General features: G+C 36.5%; 22 protein-coding genes, 3 pseudogenes and 1 riboswitch. Of the genes and pseudogenes, 14 read left to right on the top strand and 11 right to left on the bottom strand.

Annotation, left to right across the window (positions count from 1 at the left end):
• Positions 1–3 precede the first annotated feature (3 nt).
• Complete coding sequence (locus tag A2J09_RS08255; protein ID WP_012294690.1) at positions 4–759, top strand: class I SAM-dependent methyltransferase; 756 nt, start codon at positions 4–6, stop codon at positions 757–759.
• 91 nt (positions 760–850) lie between these two features.
• Here the strand turns inward: A2J09_RS08255 and A2J09_RS23695 are convergent, their stop codons facing one another.
• From A2J09_RS23695 to A2J09_RS24655, 3 genes and pseudogenes are all read right to left on the bottom strand, one after another.
• Positions 851–1,003, bottom strand: a complete 153-nt coding sequence (locus A2J09_RS23695) for a hypothetical protein (protein WP_155729468.1) — start codon at positions 1,001–1,003, stop codon at positions 851–853.
• Between the two features lie 312 nt (positions 1,004–1,315).
• A pseudogene (locus A2J09_RS24660) lies at positions 1,316–1,891 on the bottom strand (M13-type metalloendopeptidase); the annotation flags it as partial.
• A gap of 192 nt (positions 1,892–2,083) precedes the next feature.
• Positions 2,084–3,436, bottom strand: a pseudogene (locus A2J09_RS24655) (S-layer homology domain-containing protein); the annotation flags it as partial.
• A 660-nt stretch (positions 3,437–4,096) separates the two neighbouring features.
• A riboswitch (PreQ1 riboswitch) is annotated at positions 4,097–4,143 on the top strand.
• A 122-nt stretch (positions 4,144–4,265) separates the two neighbouring features.
• Between A2J09_RS24655 and queF the strand changes: the two are divergent.
• The 7 genes from queF to A2J09_RS08215 all read left to right on the top strand — a co-directional run bounded on the left by queF (position 4,266) and on the right by A2J09_RS08215 (position 8,799).
• Entirely contained in the window at positions 4,266–4,766 is a 501-nt protein-coding gene (gene queF, locus A2J09_RS08245) for a preQ(1) synthase (protein WP_031418567.1), read from the top strand.
• Positions 4,767–4,885: 119 nt separating this feature from the next.
• A complete protein-coding gene (gene queC, locus A2J09_RS08240; RefSeq protein WP_012294686.1) occupies positions 4,886–5,545 on the top strand; it encodes a 7-cyano-7-deazaguanine synthase QueC in 660 nt (219 codons plus the stop codon).
• 2 nt (positions 5,546–5,547) lie between these two features.
• Positions 5,548–6,021 carry a 6-carboxytetrahydropterin synthase QueD gene (gene queD / locus A2J09_RS08235; RefSeq protein ID WP_012294685.1) on the top strand — a complete coding sequence of 158 codons (474 nt, stop codon included), beginning with the start codon at positions 5,548–5,550 and terminating at the stop codon, positions 6,019–6,021.
• Positions 6,014–6,742 (top strand): 7-carboxy-7-deazaguanine synthase QueE, encoded by a 729-nt coding sequence (queE, locus tag A2J09_RS08230; RefSeq protein ID WP_036161829.1) that lies wholly within the window; start codon positions 6,014–6,016, stop codon positions 6,740–6,742. Before queD ends, queE begins: the two co-directional genes overlap by 8 nt.
• 45 nt (positions 6,743–6,787) lie before the next feature.
• Entirely contained in the window at positions 6,788–7,327 is a 540-nt protein-coding gene (locus A2J09_RS08225) for a VUT family protein (RefSeq protein WP_012294683.1), read from the top strand.
• 149 nt (positions 7,328–7,476) lie between these two features.
• Positions 7,477–7,674 (top strand): hypothetical protein, encoded by a 198-nt coding sequence (locus tag A2J09_RS08220; protein ID WP_036161826.1) that lies wholly within the window; start codon positions 7,477–7,479, stop codon positions 7,672–7,674.
• A gap of 732 nt (positions 7,675–8,406) precedes the next feature.
• A complete protein-coding gene (locus A2J09_RS08215; protein WP_012294682.1) occupies positions 8,407–8,799 on the top strand; it encodes a RidA family protein in 393 nt (130 codons plus the stop codon).
• Between the two features lie 325 nt (positions 8,800–9,124).
• Here the strand turns inward: A2J09_RS08215 and A2J09_RS23410 are convergent.
• The 4 genes and pseudogenes from A2J09_RS23410 to A2J09_RS08195 all read right to left on the bottom strand — a co-directional run.
• A pseudogene (locus A2J09_RS23410) lies at positions 9,125–9,585 on the bottom strand (transposase); the annotation flags it as partial.
• A gap of 324 nt (positions 9,586–9,909) precedes the next feature.
• Positions 9,910–10,155, bottom strand: coding sequence for a hypothetical protein (locus tag A2J09_RS08205; protein WP_012294680.1), 246 nt, complete (start codon positions 10,153–10,155; stop codon positions 9,910–9,912).
• 228 nt (positions 10,156–10,383) lie between these two features.
• Complete coding sequence (locus tag A2J09_RS08200; protein ID WP_012294679.1) at positions 10,384–11,427, bottom strand: DUF418 domain-containing protein; 1,044 nt, start codon at positions 11,425–11,427, stop codon at positions 10,384–10,386.
• 89 nt (positions 11,428–11,516) lie between these two features.
• A complete protein-coding gene (locus A2J09_RS08195; protein ID WP_012294678.1) occupies positions 11,517–12,461 on the bottom strand; it encodes a helix-turn-helix transcriptional regulator in 945 nt (314 codons plus the stop codon).
• Positions 12,462–12,562: 101 nt separating this feature from the next.
• Between A2J09_RS08195 and A2J09_RS08190 the strand changes: the two genes are divergently transcribed.
• A complete protein-coding gene (locus A2J09_RS08190) occupies positions 12,563–13,093 on the top strand; it encodes a dihydrofolate reductase family protein (RefSeq protein WP_036162774.1) in 531 nt (176 codons plus the stop codon).
• Between the two features lie 135 nt (positions 13,094–13,228).
• Here A2J09_RS08190 and A2J09_RS08185 read toward each other — a convergent pair whose 3' ends face one another.
• Together A2J09_RS08185 and A2J09_RS08180 are read right to left on the bottom strand one after the other, a co-directional pair.
• On the bottom strand, positions 13,229–13,600 hold the full coding sequence (locus A2J09_RS08185; protein ID WP_012294676.1) for a hypothetical protein: 372 nt from the start codon (positions 13,598–13,600) through the stop codon (positions 13,229–13,231).
• Positions 13,601–13,764: 164 nt separating this feature from the next.
• Positions 13,765–14,106: a hypothetical protein gene (locus tag A2J09_RS08180; RefSeq protein WP_036161823.1), complete on the bottom strand. Its 342-nt coding sequence runs from the start codon at positions 14,104–14,106 to the stop codon at positions 13,765–13,767.
• 320 nt (positions 14,107–14,426) lie between these two features.
• On the opposite strand from A2J09_RS08180, the gene A2J09_RS08175 reads away from it, so the two are divergent.
• Complete coding sequence (locus A2J09_RS08175) at positions 14,427–14,948, top strand: AAA family ATPase (RefSeq protein WP_012294674.1); 522 nt, start codon at positions 14,427–14,429, stop codon at positions 14,946–14,948.
• 41 nt (positions 14,949–14,989) lie between these two features.
• Here A2J09_RS08175 and A2J09_RS08170 read toward each other — a convergent pair whose 3' ends face one another.
• Positions 14,990–15,811, bottom strand: coding sequence for a non-homologous end joining protein Ku (locus A2J09_RS08170; protein ID WP_012294673.1), 822 nt, complete (start codon positions 15,809–15,811; stop codon positions 14,990–14,992).
• Between the two features lie 107 nt (positions 15,812–15,918).
• Between A2J09_RS08170 and A2J09_RS08165 the strand changes: the two genes are divergently transcribed.
• Complete coding sequence (locus A2J09_RS08165) at positions 15,919–17,736, top strand: DNA ligase D (protein WP_012294672.1); 1,818 nt, start codon at positions 15,919–15,921, stop codon at positions 17,734–17,736.
• Between the two features lie 51 nt (positions 17,737–17,787).
• Here the strand turns inward: A2J09_RS08165 and A2J09_RS08160 are convergent, their stop codons facing one another.
• Positions 17,788–18,750 (bottom strand): MBL fold metallo-hydrolase, encoded by a 963-nt coding sequence (locus tag A2J09_RS08160; RefSeq protein WP_012294671.1) that lies wholly within the window; start codon positions 18,748–18,750, stop codon positions 17,788–17,790.
• Between the two features lie 136 nt (positions 18,751–18,886).
• Here A2J09_RS08160 and A2J09_RS08155 point away from each other — a divergent pair, with 136 nt between their 5' ends.
• From A2J09_RS08155 to A2J09_RS08145, 3 genes are all read left to right on the top strand, one after another.
• The gene (locus A2J09_RS08155; protein WP_036161818.1) at positions 18,887–20,362 is read left to right on the top strand and encodes a methyl-accepting chemotaxis protein; all 1,476 of its coding nucleotides are present in this window, start codon (positions 18,887–18,889) and stop codon (positions 20,360–20,362) included.
• 188 nt (positions 20,363–20,550) lie between these two features.
• The gene (locus tag A2J09_RS08150; RefSeq protein WP_012294669.1) at positions 20,551–21,024 is read left to right on the top strand and encodes a GNAT family N-acetyltransferase; all 474 of its coding nucleotides are present in this window, start codon (positions 20,551–20,553) and stop codon (positions 21,022–21,024) included.
• A 46-nt stretch (positions 21,025–21,070) separates the two neighbouring features.
• Complete coding sequence (locus A2J09_RS08145; RefSeq protein ID WP_012294668.1) at positions 21,071–21,730, top strand: hypothetical protein; 660 nt, start codon at positions 21,071–21,073, stop codon at positions 21,728–21,730.
• The last annotated feature ends 731 nt before the right edge of the window (positions 21,731–22,461 follow it).

The following is a 22,461-nucleotide window of genomic DNA, read 5'->3' as shown; positions in this document are numbered from 1 at the left end:
ACAGTGAAAACAACTGAAAATTTTACGGACAAGGCCGAAATATATGCGAAATATCGCCCTAGTTACCCTAATGAATATATTGATTATTTGTTTTCAGCAAACCAACTTAAAGGAGAACAGACGGTGGCAGATATTGGTTCAGGTACGGGGATATTGAGCCGTCAGTTACTTGAAAAAGGGATGAATGTTATTGGTGTGGAGCCAAATGACGACATGAGAAAGATGGCTGAGGAGTCTTTAAGCTTCCATTCTCGTTTTAAATCAATAAAAGGAACTGCTGAACATACCACATTAAAAGGCAATAGTATTGATTTAGTAACTGTGGCACAGGCATTTCATTGGTTTGATAAAAAAGCTTTTAAAATGGAATGTCAACGGATATTAAAACAAAATGCAAATGTTGCTCTTGTGTGGAATAGTAGAGATTTAACTAGTCCAATTATTCAAGAGAATGCAGCAATTTGCCAAAAGACCTGTTCGAATTTCAAAGGATTTAGCGGTGGAATGGAAGATACTCCAGCAATTTTTAACAGCTTTTTTAAGGATGGAAAGTATGAGCTTATAAAGTATCAAAATGATTTGATTTTTAATTATGAGGATTTCTTGGGAAGGAATTTATCAGCTTCGTATGCTCCAAAAAAACACGACGACGAATATGAAAATTTCATTTTTCTCCTGTCGGGGTTATTCGAAAAATACAGTAAGAATGGACAAATTGTTCTTCAGAATATAACACGAAGCTATCTAGGTAATGTATAAATAGCCAATAGAAGGGGGTTCGTTTAAGGAAATACAAAAAGCCCCAATATACAGCTTTTTAAAAGGATATTGGGGCTACGTTCCACATTAATTATTTATTCTTTTCATTTATAATTTGACTGAAATCTATTTCCTCTGCGAACTCTTCTCTGTTTTTACGCTCTCTGTTAGCATTTTGATTTTGATTCTGTTGTTTTTTGTTGTCTTGCGTTTTATTATTTTTATGTTTATTATTACCCATCATCATCTCACCTCCACCATTAGTGTGGGTGAAAGATGTTTTTTTATCCCCTTAAAGTACATGAAGTGATGATAGGTAATATTTAGAGAAACTTTTACTCGTTTGTTTTAGTAGGTAAGCCAAAATGATAAGGTTGCTAATATGGATAAATTTAATGCATGAAATATTGAAACAAAAGACAGAATTTAATCTAAATGTATAGATTAAATCTGCCTTTTTGTTTTAACAGCAACAATCTTAGTAAAGCGCCATACTCTTTCTCTAGACAGTCACTTAACTTTTTTATAGGGATGTAAGAGCTATTGAATTAGCTGTTTACCAGATGGAAACTCGATCTTTCGGAGCTACATACATGCCATCTCCAGGCTTAATTCCATAGGTGTCATAGAATTCCTGGAAGTTTACAATCGTGCGGTTTACCCGAACTTTATTGGATGAATGTACATCATTTTTGCTCAAAATTGCTGCAAATTCTTTTGTTGTTGTGGATTTCCACATTTTTGCATTACTTTCGAAATATGCTTTAAAATCTGGATTACTCATTTGAGAGACAACCTGCAGTGAAGCCGCCATTCCACCTAAATCAGCGCCATTCTCGCTTAATGTAAGCTGACCGTCATTCAAAACACCAGGAATAATCTCAATGGCATTATAAAACTCAATCAGCTTTTGGTTTTTCTCTTCGAATTTCTTAAAGTCTTCTTCTGTCCACCAGTTATTTGCATTTCCATTTTCGTCGTATGCAGATCCATTGTTATCAAATGCATGGCTGATTTCATGACCAATAATCATGCCAATGGCACCATAATTTTCTTCAGGTTTAGCGTTAATATCATAAAAAGGCGCTTGAAGAATACCAGCAGGGAACGTAATTTCGTTATTAAGAGGATTGTAAAAAGCATTAACGGTATAGACACTCGTTACCCATGCCGTTCTATCTACTGGTTTTCCTAGCTTAGCTTTTGTGTTATCAATGTATGCTTTGGTTACTGTGAAGGTATTAGAAAATAGCGAACCACCTTCGTCATATGTCTTGATAGTTACTTTATCTAATGTCGTATCCCACTTATCTGGGTAACCGATTTTAACAATCATTGTATCCAGCTTTTTAATTGCTTTAGCTTTTGTTGTTTCTGACATCCAATCAAGGGATTTGATTCTTTCCTCATACGTAGCAATTAACTTATCTACCATTTGTTCAACATCTTTTTTAGCTTTTGGTGAAAAATGTTCTTCGGCGAACAGTTGCTCCAAGTATCCGCTCATTGTGCTAGTTGTCTTAGCTATTGCGATTTCCTTATCTGTTTTTACGCCTGAAACTCCATATAACGTTGCAGAAAACTCATTAGCAGCATCTCCGAATTCATCTGACAACAGACCGCCAGTTGCCATAAGGAGCTGCAATTTAGAGTAAGCTTTCAGCACATTAAGATTCTTTTCATTCAAGAGCTCCGCGCCTTTTTGCGCCAGCTTCACATCAAATACGATGACTTTATCAACACTGTCAACTTTCATCGAATTTAAAACTTGTTTCATATCTACTGTTTTGAACATGCTGTTAAATTGCTCGATTGTATAAGGGTTATAGTATTTCTTAACGTCGCCTTGTTCATGAGGGTCAAGTGATACGGAAGCTAAGCTTTTTTCCATTTCATAAATTTTCTCTGCTAGAGCAATTGCCGTAGATTCTTTTTCGCCCGATAGTACTAATAGTCTGGTCATATACTGAATATAGGCTTTTTTCGCGTTAGAGTCTTCAGTTACAAAACTGTTCTTATCCAAACCAGTAGCTAACCCAGTGTAATACAAAGCATTTTCACTGCTATTCTTTGCATCGTTCATAATGGCAAAGCTGAATAGTGAGCTTATACCTAATTCTTTCTCCAAATGAAGATCTGCTTGCACAAGTTCAGCAAGAGTTTTAGCTTCATCAATTGCTTTTACATATGTTTGAATGGGCTCAATTCCTTGTTTATTTCTATTGTTTGTATCCAATGCTGTCGAATAGAAATCGGCAATTTTCTGCTCTTTTGATCCTTTTGCAAATTGTTTGCCAGAGAGCTCATCTATTATCTTTTCGATTTTATCAGTATTCTGTTTTTGAAGCTCAGAAAATCCGCCGCCCATGATTTCTCCGACTGGAATAGTCGATTTATTTAACCATTCCTTATTGATGGCTTCATAAAAATCATCGTTTAAATGGGAACCTTTAAGTGTCCATATTCTGGCAATCAGGTTTTGGAATTCATCGATAGTAATTTCTTCATTTGCTCCTAATGTACCGTCAGGGTTGCCTGTCAGTATGCCTGCTTTAGTCAGTTTATCGATATCTTTCTTAGCCCATGTAGGTACATCAGTATACTCAACTCCAAATGTGCCACTGCGAAGATCATTTCCAACAGGCTTTGGCAATTCGCCGAATGCTCTGCTCAACATAACTAAAGCTTCAACTTTCTTCGCTGGCTCATTTTCTCGTAAATCTTTGTTTTTAGAGCCTTGTATAATTGCCTCCTTATTTAGTCCTGGTTGATAGGTATCTGCAGCTATCAACAAGGTTTTAACAATTTCTCCTCTTGTCGCAGGTGGTGACTTTTCATCAGCATACACCGCTACACTTACGGACAGGACCATTATGACGGTCATGAGTAAGGATAAAAACTTCTTTTTCATGTTCGTGCTCCTTCACAGTAAATTTGTATAAATTAAGGTAATTGGGTAGATTTTAGAATTTCTACCATTTGTCCATTGTAGTTGATTTATTTCAGTTTGAAAATATGTTAGGAGCTTTTTCATTTTAAGGGAGCATTATCTAGCTAATTTTGCGCTAATAGAGCTGAGAAAGGTCACTTCTAACCGACTATAATAGTATTACTTTAGAGTGGATTATAGGATTTAAGTAATACTACACTCAGGTTTTATTTTTTACGAATAGTAATGAAACTATGCCCAGCTAAGATTTTATGAGCTGCTAAAATATAGCCTAGAATGACAGTGTAATTTCAGAAGAAGCAATTCTGGGATTTTGTATGAAAAAATCTATTTGACGTTTCGTACTATTTTTCGTATTATATGGAGGAAAAGAATGCCCGAACTTGATCGGGAGAGGTTCATAGCTGATACCCTCTATAAAAAACTATGGAAACATGACAATTTGCCATGTCCATATCGGACGTGGCTTTTTTATGTTTAGACGTATGTTTTAATAGATGAATTGGTAAAGCCTCTCTTGAAAGTGTTGGGAAACATTTTACAAGGAGGTTTTTTTATGTCTGGTCGAAGTCATGAAGAAGGACTAAAGGATTTAACATTATTAGGTAATCAAGGAACGAACTATTCATTTGAATATGCACCTGAGGTATTGGAGGCAGTAGATAATCTTCATTCCAATCGCGATTATTTCGTTAAGTTTAATTGTCCAGAGTTCACTAGTTTATGCCCGCTTACCAATCAACCTGATTTTGCAACGATGTACATCTCGTATATTCCAGACAAAAAAATTGTAGAGAGTAAATCACTAAAGTTGTATTTATTCAGTTTTAGAAATCACGGTGATTTCCATGAAGATTGCGTTAACATCATTATGAATGACTTAATTACATTGCTTGACCCTCGATATATCGAGGTTTGGGGGAAGTTTACGCCACGTGGGGGGATTTCAATCGATCCGTGGTGTAACTATGGGAAGCCAGAGACTAAATATGAAGAAATCGCAAATTACCGTTTAATGAACCATGACCTTTATCCAGAAAAAATTGATAATCGATAACGAGAAATTAGTTAGTCCAATCAAAAAAGAGGTTTTTAGCTACCCTCTTAAAAAAACTAAGGAGAAAGCAGCACCTTTTCTTAGCGTGCTGTTTTTTCCATCAAAGGGAGTTTTTATAGATGAAGCAGGAGAAAGCAATTGTTGTATTTAGTGGAGGTCAGGATAGTACAACTTGTCTGTTTTGGGCAAAAGAACGTTTTGCAGAGATTGAGGCCGTGACTTTTAATTATGGACAAAGACATCGCCTTGAAATTGAATGTGCGGAACAGATAGCAGAGGAGCTTGGTATTAAGCATCACATACTTGATATGACCCTCTTAAATCAGCTTGCTCCGAATGCATTGACACGACAAGACATTAAAGTGGAAGACGGTCAAAATGGTGAGCTTCCATCGACATTTGTACCTGGACGAAACCTTCTTTTTCTTTCATTCGCTGGTGTTTTAGCAAGTCAAATAGGAGCCAAGCATATTGTAACTGGTGTATGTGAAACGGATTTCAGTGGATATCCGGATTGCCGAGATGTTTTTATTAAGTCCTTGAATGTAACGTTAAATTTATCGATGGATAATTCCTTTGTGATTGATACACCGTTAATGTGGCTCAATAAAGCGCAGACATGGGAGCTTGCCGATCAGTTTGGGGCTCTAGAATTTGTTCGGGAAAGAACATTGACTTGCTATAACGGAGTAATCGCAGATGGTTGTGGGGAATGCCCCGCATGTAAACTGCGAAAAAAAGGGCTTGATGAGTATCTAAGCTATAGGAAGGAGTTTTAAGCATGTCAGATTTTAAAATCGTCGATAAGCTCCAAAAAATAGGGGTAGATATCCAAAGTAATCAATTGAACTATCATGCTAAGCGTGTGCTTGTAAGCAAAGAATTTACCTTCGATGCTGCTCATCATTTACATCATTATGAGGGCAAATGTAAAAACCTACATGGCCATACTTATCGTGTTGTATTGGGACTTAGTGGATATACAGATGAACGCGGCTTGATGATTGATTTTGGTGATATCAAAAGAATATGGAAACAAAAAATTGAGATTCATCTGGATCACCGTTATTTAAACGAAACGCTTCCACCTATGAATACTACAGCAGAAAATATAGTTGTTTGGATTTACGATACCATGGTAGTGGCCTTGCGTGATGAGCAAAGAAATAATGGTGCGCGTGTAGAATTTATCAGACTATATGAAACTCCAACAAGCTATGCAGAAGCGAGACGGGAGTGGATGGAAGTTGAGTAAGATACCTGTTATCGAGATCTTTGGACCGACAATTCAAGGCGAGGGAATGGTAGTGGGCCAAAAGACCATGTTTGTAAGAACGGCTGGCTGTGATTATTCTTGTTCGTGGTGTGATTCGTCGTTTACGTGGGACGGTAGCGGAAAGCATCTTATTGTTCAAATGACAGCGGAAGAGATTTGGGCAGAGTTGAAGCGTCTTGGGGGTAATGGCTTTTCATATGTTACGATTTCAGGCGGCAATCCTGCACTTTATGCTAATTTAGAGGCGCTTATTGCCATTTTAAAAGAAAACAACATAAAGGTTGCGGTGGAAACACAAGGAAGTAGGTGGCAGAACTGGATGTACGACATTGATGAATTGACCATTTCTCCCAAGGCGCCTAGTTCAGGTATGACAACAGAGTATTCAGTGTTGGTGGATATTTTTGGAAAACTTAGATTGCGAAATAGTCATCACCATATTTCTCTAAAAATAGTCGTTTTTACTCAAGAGGATTACGATTTTGCTAAACAAATTCACCATCAATTTCCAACTATCCCCTTTTATCTTCAAGTCGGCAATGATGATCTCACAACGAATGACAATTCGCGATTAATGAAAAATTTACTAGATAAATATCATGCACTGATTGATAGCGTGTTGAAAGATGAAGAATTAAAGGATGTTAAAGTATTGCCACAGTTGCACACTCTTGTATGGGGAAATAAAAGAGGTGTATAGTGTGCCATTACGAAATGTCTATAAATGTATTAGAGGAGTACCAGAATGAGAATTTTATTTTATTTATTATCGATTATCATCGCTAATGTGGTAACAGCAGCATTTGCGCCATTACAGTTTGGGATGTTTATTGTTCCAATGGGGACGCTTTTAATAGGGGCGACCTTTATTTTCAGGGACCTTGTGCAAAATAAATATGGTAGAACAAAGACATATTTCTTTATCGTTACAGCTTTAATTTTATCAGCAGTAGTGTCATTCATACTCGGGGATACACTTTTAATTGTGGTAGCATCGGCTGTCTCATTTGTTGTGGCTGAAACAGCTGATACAGAAATCTATAGTCGACTGAAATTACCAATGGCTTGGCGAGTGCTTTACAGTGGAATCGTGGGAGGGTTTTTGGATTCTGCAATCTTTGTAGTCATTGGATTGAGTCCACTTGGAGCTAATATATTGCCTTGGGAAGCAGTACCTGCCGCTATTGTAGGACAAATTATAGTGAAGACGATTATACAAATGTTCGGAGCCCTAATTCTTGGTCAAGTGGGATCATTAAAAGAAAAACGTCTTATTTCAGGTTAATTCTTTGTAGAAGAGGGCTACTCGTTTTCTGTGGGAAAAGTGAGTAGCCTGCAAAGAATAATCGTTATAACACATTGACATTTTCCATTTTAATACCAAATTGAAATCTAGTATGCTACAATCTTGTTTAAAGACAGGAGGTTTAGGATTTGAATAATTATAATAATGGAGATATTATATTTAGTTTATTTTCGATAGTAGGACTGTTGTTTTACATAATTCCGATTATTTTTATAATTTGGTTTGCTATTAGTACGATTAGGCAACTAAAAAGACAAACAAAATTATTAGAAGAAATGAAAGACAGTATAAATTATATCAATGGACATCCGACACGTAGTAAATGATAATGCCCTAAAAACTATAAAAAACGATGAAAAAAACAGGTACTCGAATGAGACCTGAATTTTTTAGAACGGTAATCGCTATGAACTTGGGGATGGAATAAAGGGTTTAGGGTTTAGTCACATTAGTGTTCATAGCGATTCCCCCCTTACAAAACATATCATTTACTTATTTTGTAAATTGTATACCTTACTTGATGTAAAAAGAAAAGAATATCATGCCAGTACATATAAGCGCACTTCAATCATGGTTTATGCTTACGGCACCTATTGGAAGTTTGTTGAAAAATTGTAGAGGATGATATGGTATTCTGTGAATGAACACGCATACTAACCAAAAAACTAGGTACTCCACAAAGAGAGTACCTAGTTTTAATTGTGAAAAAAGGAAGGACCACTTGGGATGGAGTAACCCTAGTAACAATTTCGGAGGTGTAAGGCTAATTTAGCTTTACACTATTAAGTATATGTTAGATTCGCTATGTTTAAATAGTTAATTGCCTCAGAGTCTTAAAAAGAAAATTCTTAATAATTTCAGTTATAAATTGAAAAAGAGGGATAGAAATGGTAATATGGCAATAACTTTAGGTAAAGGGGAGAAAGCTTATGAAAAAAAGATCTATCCGTTTTTTAAGCATGGGCATTGGATTCTCCACTGCTGTTTTTTTCTAGAATAGTTGAACAAGGGATAAGTCTGCACTTTTTTAGAAAAAAAGAACCTAAAGGAGATTCAACATGAAATCAAAACTAGTGCGTAAAAACCCAATACAGGCACCAAAGCCTGTAGGGAAATATAGTCATGTCACAATTATTCCAAAAGATGCAACAATGTATGTTTTTTCTGGTCAAATTGGTTTGGACCAAGATGATCAATTACCACAGACATTAGAGGAACAAATAACAAATACCTTTTATCATATTGAAACGATTTTAGCTTCAGAGGGAATTGATGCCTCTCACATTGTAAAGGTCAATATTTGGGCTACAGAGGAAATAGATTGGGATTATTTCGACGAGCAATGGCAAGGTATGTTTGGCGATTCCTATCCATCAATGACCATAGCCTATGTATCAGCACTAGGTTTGCCAGAGATTAAAATAGAGCTTGATATTTGGGCTGCTAAATGATTTGATGATTTGTCATTATCATTTATACCCTTAAAAGTTCATTTTACGAAGACAGTTGGAAGGAAGGGCTATTCCGCCACCGAAAACAGACCATCCACCGTGAAGATTGCTTGCTTAACTTTATTTCATTGTAAAATTTAAAAACGAATATATCCTTTGAATATTGTCGTTTCAGACTGTAGACAAAAGCCGTCGAGAAGTTCATTCTCGATGGCTTTTGTCATTTTTCTTTCTCTTTCATATTCAATATTTGGTATATCATTGCTGTATCTAACATCCTCTTCGAGCATAGATGCTCTCTTAAGCTGTCTGCCATGTCCAAGTAGCTAGTTTCTTTAACATGCGTGGAATCGATAAATAAATGGTCTGCATGGAGGAGTCCTTGATGCATAATCTCTTTTAAAAATACGATAGAAAATCTGCTCAAATATATCGGTGTCTTAAAAGCGACGGACATAATTTTTACCGAAGGTAGAGAAATGCGGGACTTCTGTATGGAAGCCAAATCCTAAAAACCAACGATACGCCATATTCGTTTCAATTTCTTTGATGGTTTGACGCATGGACCGAATACCAAAAACGTACTGAATAAACGCCATTTTAAAGAGAACAACAGGATCAATACTAGGACGCCCATTAGGTGAATAGAGATGTTCGACTAAAGGATAGATAAATGAAAAATCAATAGCAGTCTCTAGTTTTCGCACTAAATGATTGTTTGGAACTAATTGATCACGTTAACATTTCTAATTGTTCTCGTTCATTGGTTTGATTCTTCGTCATCATCGTTTATCACCTCAAAAATTTACTTTTCAACACCCTATATAGATAAAAGTAAGTACTTTATGTAGAAGTTGATGGGAACGAAGGGCGGCAACTCCTGCGGGAAAAGCGGGAAAGTCGAGATCCTGGACTGAGCGAAGCGAGGGAAGCAGCTCGACCCCGCCCGCAGAAAGCGTCCGCCCGTAGTGGAAATCAACGGCTTTACTTTATTTCATTGTAAAAGAAAAAAGACTGTTGGCAAACTCTCAAATTTTTTGAGTTTGTCTACAGTCTGAGACGACAATATCCTTTGAATATTGTCGTTTTTTTTACGTTCATGGCTACATTTTACCGAAGCATTCTTTTTAATTGCTTCATTTCATAATTTAAATCGTCAATTTGCTTTTGCAGTTTATCAATATCATTATTTTTACCTTGGTTCTCTTGTAACTCATCTTCCAAGGCAAGACCTGCTGCAATGGTCGCTAGTGCGTCACCAAGTGTTGTGATGGCTCCCGCAATAACAGCCAGCTTAGCAGCTTGACTCACTGACTCAGCTCCTTCACTATTCCGATAGCCTTTGTTATTTTTCATAAAATCCTCCCTGCAAAAAAGGGTATTATATGTATAGTATGCATGCTGTAAGAGACAGGTGCAGAACCATGGTGACTAGCAGCCAAAAAAGGTCACTTATTTTTCAATAAGTGACCAAAAAAATGGGGATGTGTATCTTCCTGAAGATATGAGCAAAGATGGAAAGCGAGTAGGGTACATTACCAATATATGACGTTTTGCTTTATGCTGATAGGTATATATCCTTGGCTAAAAATCTTTTCTTTTTCTAAGGGGAGGGACTGTCCAATAGGTCCCCATTCGCCACAGCCACTCCAGTGGTCCGAAGCGGAAATAGTGTAACCATAGCTTACTGAAGATTAATTGGAAAACGTAAATACCTAGACAAATCCATAGTGACTCGAGGAATCGAAGTTGCCCAATTAGTTGAAATGTATGACCGATTATTAAAATGAGTGCAGTTTGCCCTAAATAATTTGTTAGGGCCATGCGTCCATACGCCTTTAATGGTGATAATAGTCGTTGGAATAATACACTTTGTAAACATAGGATAATAACCCCCATGTAAAAAGCGGAAACAAATGGGCTAAACTGTAGTCCAATTAACGCAAATTGCTCCATATTAGTAATATGCTCTTCCAGTTGAATTTTGGATAAATGATTGATATTAACATTGGCTGTAGGGACATAGTGCCACTGATAAAGCCAGCTAACTATGCTAACACAGAACATTACAATCGTCACTAGCATGATTTTTTTTCGATGTACAGAGATGTTTTCAAATAGGCGGTATTGTCCAGCAGTTAAACCTAGCAAAATTAGTGGGAAAGGCATGAGGATCTTTATCCCAAAATAAGCTGACAGGGCTAATAGAATGATCCCAACTATTAAATTGATTTCTTTCCGTACTTTATAAAAAGGTAAGGCTAAAAAACCAAAAATGGCATAGACAGTTAATGCTTCTCCTGGTTGAAAATAGAAATGGATAAGCCCCATTAATAATAATATTAAAAGTCTGCGACTAAATAATACATAGGCTCTATCATTTCTAGCCATTGCACGCGAAAGAAAAAGATAAAATCCTATGCCAAATAAAAAAGAAAAAATAATAAAAAATTTACCCTCTATAAAAAGCGTGAGAAATCGACTATAGGCAATATCACTAGCTATTTGTGGTGGTGCAATCCACATCAATGCAGGGATATTCACTAAAATAATGCCAAGTAAGGCAAACCCTCTTAAATAATCTAAAGTATCAATACGTTTGTTGTTGTCGGTTGGTTGCAACGTCATCTCCTCCTTACAACCAAGTATAAGGTCGTTTCCTAAAAATTAGTAACGAAGAATGTTACGTGAATCTTACAAAATCGTCATATTTGGAATTAGCTTTCTATAGGGTATGTCGCTAATATAGCATGAGCATGTTGACGCAAAAGCTGAATTAATTCAGGTGGTTCTTTGACAATCGCATCCGGACCTAGGCGATAAAAAAAGGAGCTAATAAAGTGAATCTCTCCTTGGTCAATCATTGTATTGATATAGCCAGTTCCATCACTATGACCAACCACCACCTTCTCGAAATTTGGCTCACTTCTGCATTGTCGTACACCTTCTCTTGTTAATTCGACATACAAGCGTATTGGCTGCTGAGGTTCATGGGGACTCTCTAGCCATTGCTGTAAATGAACAGATGTCTCATAGCCTTTATCGCTTTTATTCATTGAATGAATGCGATCAACTCGAAATAGAAGGATTTTCTCTGTTTGTAAATGAATAGCAGGCATATACCACAAGCCATCATGCGCATACACGCCAATAGGATGGACATGCTTAGTTGTGATGCCTGATTTTGATTCATATTGAATGTCTAATTGTAAATGGTTAATAACCGCTTCTAATACGTCTGATAAAAGAGGTGTAGAAATAGCGCGTTTAGGATTCCAAAAGGCAATATAGGATTGCAGACTATCTACCTTTTTTTGCGCCTCTTTCTGTAACGATTCATATAGTTTTTGTGAAACAGACTTCATTTCCGTATTAAATGGTAAATCACGATAATATTGCAGAGATTGGAACGCAAAGAAAATAGCAACCGCTTCTTCCTCTGTAAATAAAATAGGGGGAAGAATGGCACTTGAAAGCACTGTATATCCACCATTTCTTCCTTGCTCTGCGTAAATTGGCAGCCCCATATCACTTAAATCTAACAGGTAACGATGCACTGTTCTTACAGAAATGTTGAAGGCATCGGCAATTTCCTGGGCTGTAAATTGCTTTTTAGCGCTGACAAATAACAAAATATCAATTAATCGTTTAGCCTTGGACATATTCTTTCACCTTTTTTAATTAATCATGTCAATAGTTGTCATGTTTTATGTTTAGTATATACATTGTACGAAAGATTTTCAAAAGAAGAGGAGCTGACATGATGTCACGAGAAATAGTGGTATTTATCGGAATAAGTTTAGATGGGTTTATAGCTAAAGAAAATGATGACTTACAATGGCTGGAAGAAACAGAGGGGGAAGGGGATAATGGCTATGCGGATATGTATCAAACCATCGATACGATTATTATGGGGAAACGAACATATGATTATGTCAAAGAGCATCTCGATACATTCCCTTATCCTGATAAGAAATGTTATGTGTTCACCAAATCTCAAACAGGGAAAGATGAGCATGTGGAATTTGTCCAAGGGGATGTGGTGGCGTTCACTAAGAAATTAAAACAACAATCAGGCGCAAAAATTTGGATGGTCGGTGGAGCTCATATATTGGATGCTTTTTTACAGGAGCAGTTGGTTGATGAATGGATTATCACCATTACCCCGCATTTAATAGGGGCAGGTATTCCATTATTTAAACAACCGCGTCCATTTGAAGATTTAAAGCTACTCGAGACAAAGCGATACGGTCAAATGGTCCAAATGCATTATCAGGTGAGAAAAGAAGAGTAAGGTAGTACGGATTAAAAGGAAAGGATAGATGAAGAAAATCTATCCTTTTTTTCATGGAATAATAAGTTGCTTATTATGAAAAAGAACTTGCTTGACTCTGTATCTGTTATGTTAACAAGACCAGCCTCAATCGGTTCATCTTGTTTTTAATTGCATAAAAATATTCACTAATATAACTAATAATGGGTGCATTATAAATGCTATGGCTATTTGAGCATAAGAAGCGCCAAAATATTCAGCATCGGTATCGAAAAGAAAGATGTTCAGCATCGTAAATAGCGTTAATACAGCTATTAGAGTGTAGCGAATGGCATTTTGAGAGCCAATAATTGAGCCATACACAAATAACAGTGTGGAACTAAATAGGAGTACATGTAGAATCATGGCTTCATCAATTGCATATGAAACGGGTATATCAGAAGTAATCAATAACCGATAAGCGAAGGCCCCTAGTAAAACAAACGTGCCAAATAAAAGTAATAGATTAGAAATTAAATTTTCTCTCATTGTCTCACCTTTTATTAAAATTTAGGTGTTAGTTTGGTTGCAAATCCTTTTTAAAAGACCTGAACAGCAAACAGTACAATCCGTTTTGAATTGGCAACAATATTAATTACTTAACAAAAACAACATATTCGTACCATTGGTTTAGAAAAACAAGCAAAGAGTATTTAATCCTTTTGCTTATGTTTGATTGCTAAATGTAATGAGAAACTTATCCCAATGGTCATTATTATAGAAAAAATAATCGTGAACATTTCTTTATAATAGATGGATGTAATAGCCATGATAATTGAACTGATGATAAGGGCTACACGTAATAATATTGCGGTTTTTTCACTTGGATTAAAAAAATCTTGAAGAATAGCAAATAAATAAGCGAATCCGAAAAATAGAATGTACTCATAAACCAACACAGGCTCAACAGAATCTGGAATTCCTAAATATAGGGCTTGAATTATGAGAATAAATAACGCTATATATTTTAAATATTTATAGGAGTTTTTTGACAAATGATCACCCTTTTTTATAATAGATTAACATTTTTAAACAAGTGTTGGTTATAAAAGTTATTATTTTAAAAATTTAGTATATTCAGTAAGGAATGTTCTTTCCATTTGGATAAAAGGAGACAATTTGAAGTGAATGATAAGAGATATTACAGATTAAACTTAGCGTTCATTTGTGTTGTTTCATACCTGAGATTCATAATCAGATGGATTATAATAGGTTTGTAAATGGTTTTGGATATTGGGTGGGTTCATGTATGGTCCTCCTATTTTATTGTATAATAAATGGACATTTCTACAAGGATACAGAGGGGGATACTACAATGTCATTGGAACTTCCGCGAAAAATACATATTATTGGCTCTGTTGGTAGTGGGAAAACAACATTAGCACGTTCATTATCCAAAATGCTCCAGCTTTCTTTTCATGAATTAGACAATGTAGTTTGGATTCGTAACCAATCGGGGGATATTAGAAGGACGGAGCAAGAGAGACAGGAATATCTACAATGTATTATCCAAACAGACGGGTGGATTATTGAAGGAATCCATCAGGAGGAATGGGTGGCACAAAGCTTTCAGCAAGCGGATTGTATTATCTTTCTAGATACGCCTTATAAAATTCGTACTGCTCGGATTATAAAGAGGTTCGTCAAACAAAAAATAGGAATCGAAAAAGCCCATTATCAGCCAACTTTTTCGATTTTTTTTAAAATGTTTCGATGGAATAAACGTTTTGAAGAGGTGGGGAAGCCACAATTTTTTACAAAAAGGGAAGATCTATTAGATAAAGTATTATTAGTTCAGCACCAAAAGGATGTAGACAATTATTTTCGTCAGTTTTAATCAATAAAAAGCGTATTCCGATGAGTGGATACGCTTCATTTTTAGGCATTTTTCTTTGTGCGTGTTGTACGCTTTCTTGTAGTAGGCTTTTTCGTTTTATCTAAGGATGCCTGTAGCGCAGTCATTAAATCTGTGACATTATCGGGAACTGGTCGTTGTTGATCGTTCGTAGCTACCGTATTGGTTGCTTTTTTCTCTTCGATTAAGTCCAGCAATGCATTCCGATAATCGTCTGTATATTTCTCTGGGTTAAATGTGGTCGTTAATTGGTCGACCAGCATCAGAGCTGTCTCTAACTCCTTTGGTACAACGTCCTGCTCACTTGGAATATTCGGGACATCCCCGACACTCCTCACCTCATCAGGATAATGAATGGTCTCCATCACGAGTGCATTTTGATACACTCGCACAACAGCAAGCTGTTCTTTTGAACGAATAATGATTTTAGCAATGCCAATTTTGCCAGATTGCTCTAATGTTTTACGCAATAATGAATAGGCTTTAGCACCAGTAGAATCAGGGGATAGGAAATAGGTGCGTTCAAAATAAATCGGATCGATTTCCGTCAATTGTACAAAATCAATAATTTCTACGGCTTTATCTTCATTTTCTTTCCGTAAGTTTTCTAAATCCGCTTGATCCAGTACGACAAATTTATTTTTTGTATATTCATAAGCTTTTACAATGTCCTCATCTTTTACTTCTTGATTGCACCCCTCGCAAACCTTTTTATAGCTAATCGGTGTATGGCATTCCTTATGGAGCTGTCGCAGTTTAATATCTTTATTTTCCGTAGCGGCATGAAGCTTTACTGGGATATTGACAAGTCCAAAGGAAATGCTTCCTTTCCATACTGTATGCATACAAATGTCACCTCTTTTTCTTACTATGATATTTTTTGCAGTATTTTATGTATTGTAAATCGAAATCATCAAACACTGTAGATAAAAAGCAAGGTAGGTATTGTGACATGAAACCAATGCTTTTAACGGAAGCAAATGAAATTCCAATAGGGGATGACTGGCTTTATGAAACGAAATATGATGGCTTTCGATGCCTCTTAATATGGGATGAGCAACCGATACTTATTAGTAGGAACGGGCGCAATTTAAATCATTCGTTTCCTGAAATTATAGATTATTGTCACCAAATACATGCTTCAGTGAAAGCATTTTTACCACTCATTTTTGATGGGGAGCTTGTGTATTTAAGCAATCCATATAAAAGTGAATTTTCTGTTGTCCAGCAAAGAGGGAGAATGCAAAATCAAGATGTCATTGCAAAGCATGCTCAAGCCTTCCCCATGAGGCTTCTCGTGTTTGATATGTTAATGATCAAAGGGGAATCGTTTAGCAACCGTTATTTAAAAACTCGTAAAGAGCAATTGGCAAAGCTAGCAGCAAAGGTAAAGCTTCCCAATGTAGATGATCAAGATGGAAAGGTCATACAAATTGTGCAGGCTAAGGAGGAAAGTAATATTTTATGGCAGGCGATTAAGGTCTACAATGGGGAGGGCATGGTTGCCAAGAAGAAAACTAGTAAATGGCTGGATAACACACGCTCAAGCCATTGGTTGAAAATTAAAAACTGGCGTTATGTGACAGTCATTGTGACGCAATATGATCATAGTAATGGCTATTTCCAAGGTTCCATTTATGACGGAGGAAATTTACGAGAGGTTGTTACATTTAAACATGGCATGAAGGAGGAAGAGCATCAAACACTCGTTGCTTTTTTTCAGGCTCAAGGGCAACGTAAGAAAGAATTGTGGGAGTTAGAGCCTTCTATTTGTGTTGATATTGCCTGCATAGATTTTGATGGTAGTAAGCTCCGAGAACCAAAATTTCATGCCTTTCGATTGGAATTAACACCAGATATTTGCCAATGGCAGCATATGCAGCGACAGCTGTTTCCTATTCCTGAAACAGTTCCTATAACACATCCTGATAAACCTGTATGGCCAGAAATAGGTGTAACAAAGGATCATTATTTATCGTACTTACAAAGTGTTTCGCCCTATTTATTGCCATTTCTTCAAGATCGCCCATTAACTTTAATACGCTATCCACATGGTGTTCCTGGGGAAAGCTTTTATCAAAAAAGTAGACCAGATAAATTACCTGATTTTGTAGGCACAGCGATGATGGATGAGATTGATTATATGGTCTGTAATAATCTTGAAACATTGTTATGGCTGGGCAATCAATTAGCATTAGAGTGGCATATTCCATTTCAAACACGACAAACTATGAATCCGACAGAGATTGTCTTCGATTTAGATCCCCCTTCAACGGACCATTTTTCTTTGGCGATTGCAGGGGCACTAGATTTAAAAGGAATTATTGATTATTTTCAGCTACAATCATTTGTCAAAACTTCAGGCGGGAAAGGGTTACAGCTCTATATCCCGTTACCAGCAAATAAATTTACCTATGAGGAGGTTCGCGTTTTTACTGAATTTGCTTGTCGTTTTTTATGCCAACAAAAGCCACATTTATATACAATCGAGCGATTAAAAAAAAATCGCCATAATAAATTATATTTAGATTATGTGCAGCATGCTGAAGGTAAGACGATAATTGCCCCTTATTCCACTCGTGGAAATGAATTAGGCTTAGTCGCAACGCCACTCCATTGGGAAGAGGTTAATGACGATTTAAAACCCTATTATTTTTCGATTCCTGCTGTTATGGAGCGAATGAAGAAAATAAGCAATCCTTTTAAATACTTTCGAGAAGTAGGGGAACAACAGGACTTTCAAGCAGTTTTAGATCGTATAAATGAATAATGCTCATCAGGTCAAGAAGTATTGTAAGCTACTTCTTGACCCTTTTTATGATTAAAGTGTAACCTGTGCTTTCACTTTTTCTAAATAATCCAATATTCCCATCGCTGACACAATCGTATCGAATGGAATGGTTTGATAGACGGGGTGGTCGGGTGATAGACCATTTGCTTGTAAGTAGCTAAATAACAGCTCCTTTAATCGAGCATCTAAATCGCGAATTTGTTCCTGGAGCTGGCTGGATGCTCCTTGTGCTTTACGGCCTTCTTCTAAAAAAAGAGGTGTCCAATAACGTACTTGACGATAGGCCTCTGCTGGGTTTTTATAAGCTCCATAATGGCCAAAATATAATTCGCTTGCCTGTAGCTTTTCGTACAATTGAATGGAATGCTCCATCGTTTCAGGATTGTATTGATTTGGGGAAGTGGAAGGTATGATTAGATCAATTGCTTCACCGTCCATTTCTGGGTAACGTACACCTGTTGTATCCCCAACAAAAAGACCGTTAGTAGCGGAATAAAGCATAGAAACATGATGTTTTGCATGGCCCTCTGTATGATAAAACGTTAAATGATGTTGTCCTAAATGGAGTTGTTGTTCATGACTTACTTCTATAATTCGGGCTGCATCGATCGGCACAATCGGATGAAAAAGGCGGTCAAATTCGGTCCCATAAACGCCTTTAGCGCTGGAAATGAGTCTGCCCGGATCGATCATATGGGCCGACCCTCTAGGATGAACAACTAATTTAGCATGAGGGCAGCTCTGTAAAAATAAGCCTGCACCACCGGCATGGTCTAAATGAATATGTGTCACAATGACGTAGTGAATATCCTCTAAAGCGATATTTAATTCCTTTAATCCTTCCATAATGTATGGAACGGATGGACTAGCAGACGTTTCAATTAAGGTTATTTTTTCATCAATTAATAGATAGGAGCTTGTTCGTTGCTCTCTATTTAGATCATGCGTATCAATACAATAAAAATTTGCGGCGATTTGTTGGACTCTGCTCAAAAGAATTCCCCCTTTAATTTCAATAATGTGAAGTATATGCTCTAAAAGTCGATTTTTAGCTACAAAAAGTAGTAGTTATACTATATAATAATAGAAAATCAAACTGAATGTCCATTCATTTTTTAGGGGGATCATTATGGAGAACAAAATTCGTTATGATACAAGGAAAGTGCACCGAGTTAATTTGGCAATAATATCGATTTTAGCCATTCTAATTTGTGGACCTATGATTATATCAAAAGGAATACTATTTTTATTTGTCGGACTAGCCGTTATCGCTTTAGCTATATGCAATTATTTTTTGCCGATAAAAGCTTATGTAAAAGGGTTTATCTTTGGTCTTATTCCATCAAGTATAGTGTTTACATTATTTTTGCTAGATAGTTTTTCATTGAATAAACATTATATTTTGCTGTGCACCATTGCCATTATCGCGCTTTATTTTAAAAAGGAATTAATTGTGTTTTTTGGGTTGCTAACTAACATTAGCTTTATCATTTTATATTTGGTCAATTCTTCATCTTTATTAGGGCCCTTTGATGACATCATTGTTTTCATCACTCTTCTAGCGATTATGAACGGTGTCATTATTGCTTTTTATTTACTTGCTAAATGGGGGAATGAGCTTATTAAACATGCTGAAATTCAGCAAAATGAAGTCCAAGCTTCTTTCAATCAATTACAAAATACATTCCAGGAAATCGAGAAAAGCAGTCAGGCTTTGGACGAACATGTGACGCAATTCCAGCAAACCATGCAAAGTATTTCTGGCTCTAGTAAACAAATATTATTAGCCACTGAGGATATTTCTGCCAGTATTCAGCAAGAGGCTTCTAGTTTGCAAATGATTCATGTCACTATGAGTGATTCTGTTCATTTTGTAAATGAAACGTTGACGATTTCAAAGGACACAGTGGAGAAATCTACTGAACTTCAGCAAGAGGTTTTGGCAGGATGGGCTAAAATGCAGGACGCGATGGCTCAAATGAGCGTGATGAGTCATGCCATGAGCTCAACCGGAGAAACCGTCAACGAGCTTCAATTCAGTTTGCAAACGGTGGATAGCTTGCTACAGGGGATCACACATATTGCGCAGCAGACAAATTTATTGGCACTAAATGCAGCCATTGAAGCTGCTAGGGCGGGGGAACATGGTAAGGGATTTGCTATTGTAGCGGAAGAGGTACGAAAGCTAGCGGAGGAAAGTGCTGCCATTACGGTCAGTATTACGAATGTGACGAAAACGTTGTTTGAGAAAGCGACGGAGGCTCATCAACGTTCTGATGATGGTGAAAAAGCATTACAGCACGGGGAACAGCTTTTACAGGATGTCAGTTATTTCTTTAATAGTTTAAAGGAATCATTTACGCAAACGAATACAGACTTGACAAGGGGGATGCACGAATTAAGCAGTGCCATCTTACAATTTGAGGCAATCCAATCTCAAATTGAAAAGCTGAATAAAATGACAGAGCAAAATGCATCATCAACAGGTGATATAGTGCATTCAGTGGAGGACGAAAATAAGCTCTTAGTGAAGATGACGGATACGACAAATCGTATTCAGACTTTAAGCGATACATTAAAATCATTGGTTATGGCAAAGATTTGAAGGAGAGATTGAAATTGAAATAACTGGTAGGTTAAAATAACAGTATGATTAAACATCTTAGATGGAGGGTATAGTGTTGTTAGTCATCTGAGATATCCGAAGGACAAATTAAAGTCATATGCATCGGTAGCTTGACCTACATAACGATGTCCAGTTAAAAGGTGAAGTTGAAAGGGAGGAAGGATACCATGAACATTCGTAGCTTACAGAGTGCAGATTATTATACTTTATTGCCAGTAATTAATGAGTGGTGGGGCGGAAGGAATATGTCAGATAAACTGCCTAAATTATTTTTCGATCACTTTACGAACACAAGCCTCATCATGGAAAAGGATGGCGAGATCATTGGTTTTCTTGTCGGTTTTTTATCACAATCCAACACAAATGAAGCGTTCATTCATTTTGTAGGGGTTCACCCTGATTATAGAAAACAGAATATTGCAAAAAGGTTATATGATGTATTCTTTCATGTGGTGAAACAGTATCACCGTAATATCGTTAAGTGTGTTACATCCCCTATAAATGAAGTGTCCATTGCCTTTCACAAAAATTTGGGATTTAGAATGGAGAAAGGTGACAAGGTGATGGATAATATGTCTATCCATAGTGATTATAGCGGCGAAAATCAAGACCGTGTGTTATTTTATAAAATTCTATCGTAATTTCCTTGAATGACCTTGCATATAGTCCCCAATAAGGGGGCTATAGATGTTTATCCAAAAACTATTTACCTTATGGTTTCTTATTTCCATCATTGTTAGTGTCGTCTTTTTCTTTTTTTCCCATACGCCTATTCAAAATGCTGAGAAATCAAATGTGTCTCTATCGCAACCTAGCAACGATGAACTATTAGGTTATATGCAACATTATCAATTTCTTATTAGTGATATTGTCATAGCCCTGCAAAAAGAATCTTATAGCTTTCAATTAGACTATGCTGTCCTGCCAAATGGGAAAATGGAGCTCCTTGTGTCTATACCTGAAACAATCAATCAGCTGTCCAAACAAAAAATAGAGGAAACGATGCTTGATTGTATTCAAAAAAATGATTTAAACCCGATATCGTTTCAAATAACAATTAAAAATCTTTATGATCCTGTAGCCACTGACTCGACCAGGCTTAGCTATAATGATGTTATGGCTCATTTATTTGAAACGATGACTGCACAACATGTTGGTGTCTTCAGTATCGACCACACGATGACATCAGAACATGTCCACATCATCATCAATTTAACAGAAGAGAAGGATGATGTAATTCAAAAGGAAGTTCGACAAGTAGCCGAGGATGTTATAAAGCAGCATCAATTTGATATACAGCAATTCTATATTGAAATACAAAATAAAATGTTTGCGTACCATAAATGAATAAGGAGATGTGTGCTTCGAGCGCTCATATTCAAATGCCTAGCCTTTGTAGCAAGAAAAGGGATATACCCTTGCCATCGTAACAGGTGTAAAAAGCATCCTAAAGATTTAGGAGCTGCATTTGTAGAAAATCAGCGGTTGATAGTATACATATTTTTTCACGCACTAGCAAGTATATCAAAATAGCATTTAAGTAGTAAAAGGAGACAACGTTTACTGTCTCTTCCTCTACGAAAGCACCTCGCTAATTGAAGAAGAACAGCGACGTTTATTAAACAATCGCGCTCGTTGTCTTAATTAGGGACTGTCACCAAAATGAATTATTTATTCTCGACCTATCTACAATGCATCCATTTTTACATAAACAGAAAAACACCACAAGTTAATAACATACTTATTAATCCCACACCTCGGCCCCTATTATCCACCAAACAACGGATTTAGTGGATGTCTCTTTTCCTTCTTTCCTCTATGCTTTTTTTCATTGACATAAGGACAAAAAGTCCAGCTACGATTAAACCAACTGATATCCAAAGTAACAATTTCATTTTAACATCTCATTTTTTATAGTTTGCTATCTACGAATGGCACCAAATATAGATGTTATTTTTCTAGATAATAAAAGTTCCCTTTCTTTATAGCACCATTAACGGATCAAGCACGAAATTAACACTCAATTGACTACAGATAGAATTTAAGAGAGAATATATAAAGAATGCTGAAAGAAAGGA

Origin of the sequence: Lysinibacillus sphaericus (assembly GCF_001629735.1) — a bacterium.
Taxonomy (GTDB): Bacteria; Bacillota; Bacilli; order Bacillales_A; family Planococcaceae; genus Lysinibacillus; species Lysinibacillus pinottii.
The sequence above is the reverse complement of the archived record's forward strand: the minus strand, read 5'-3'. Positions and strand labels throughout refer to the sequence as shown.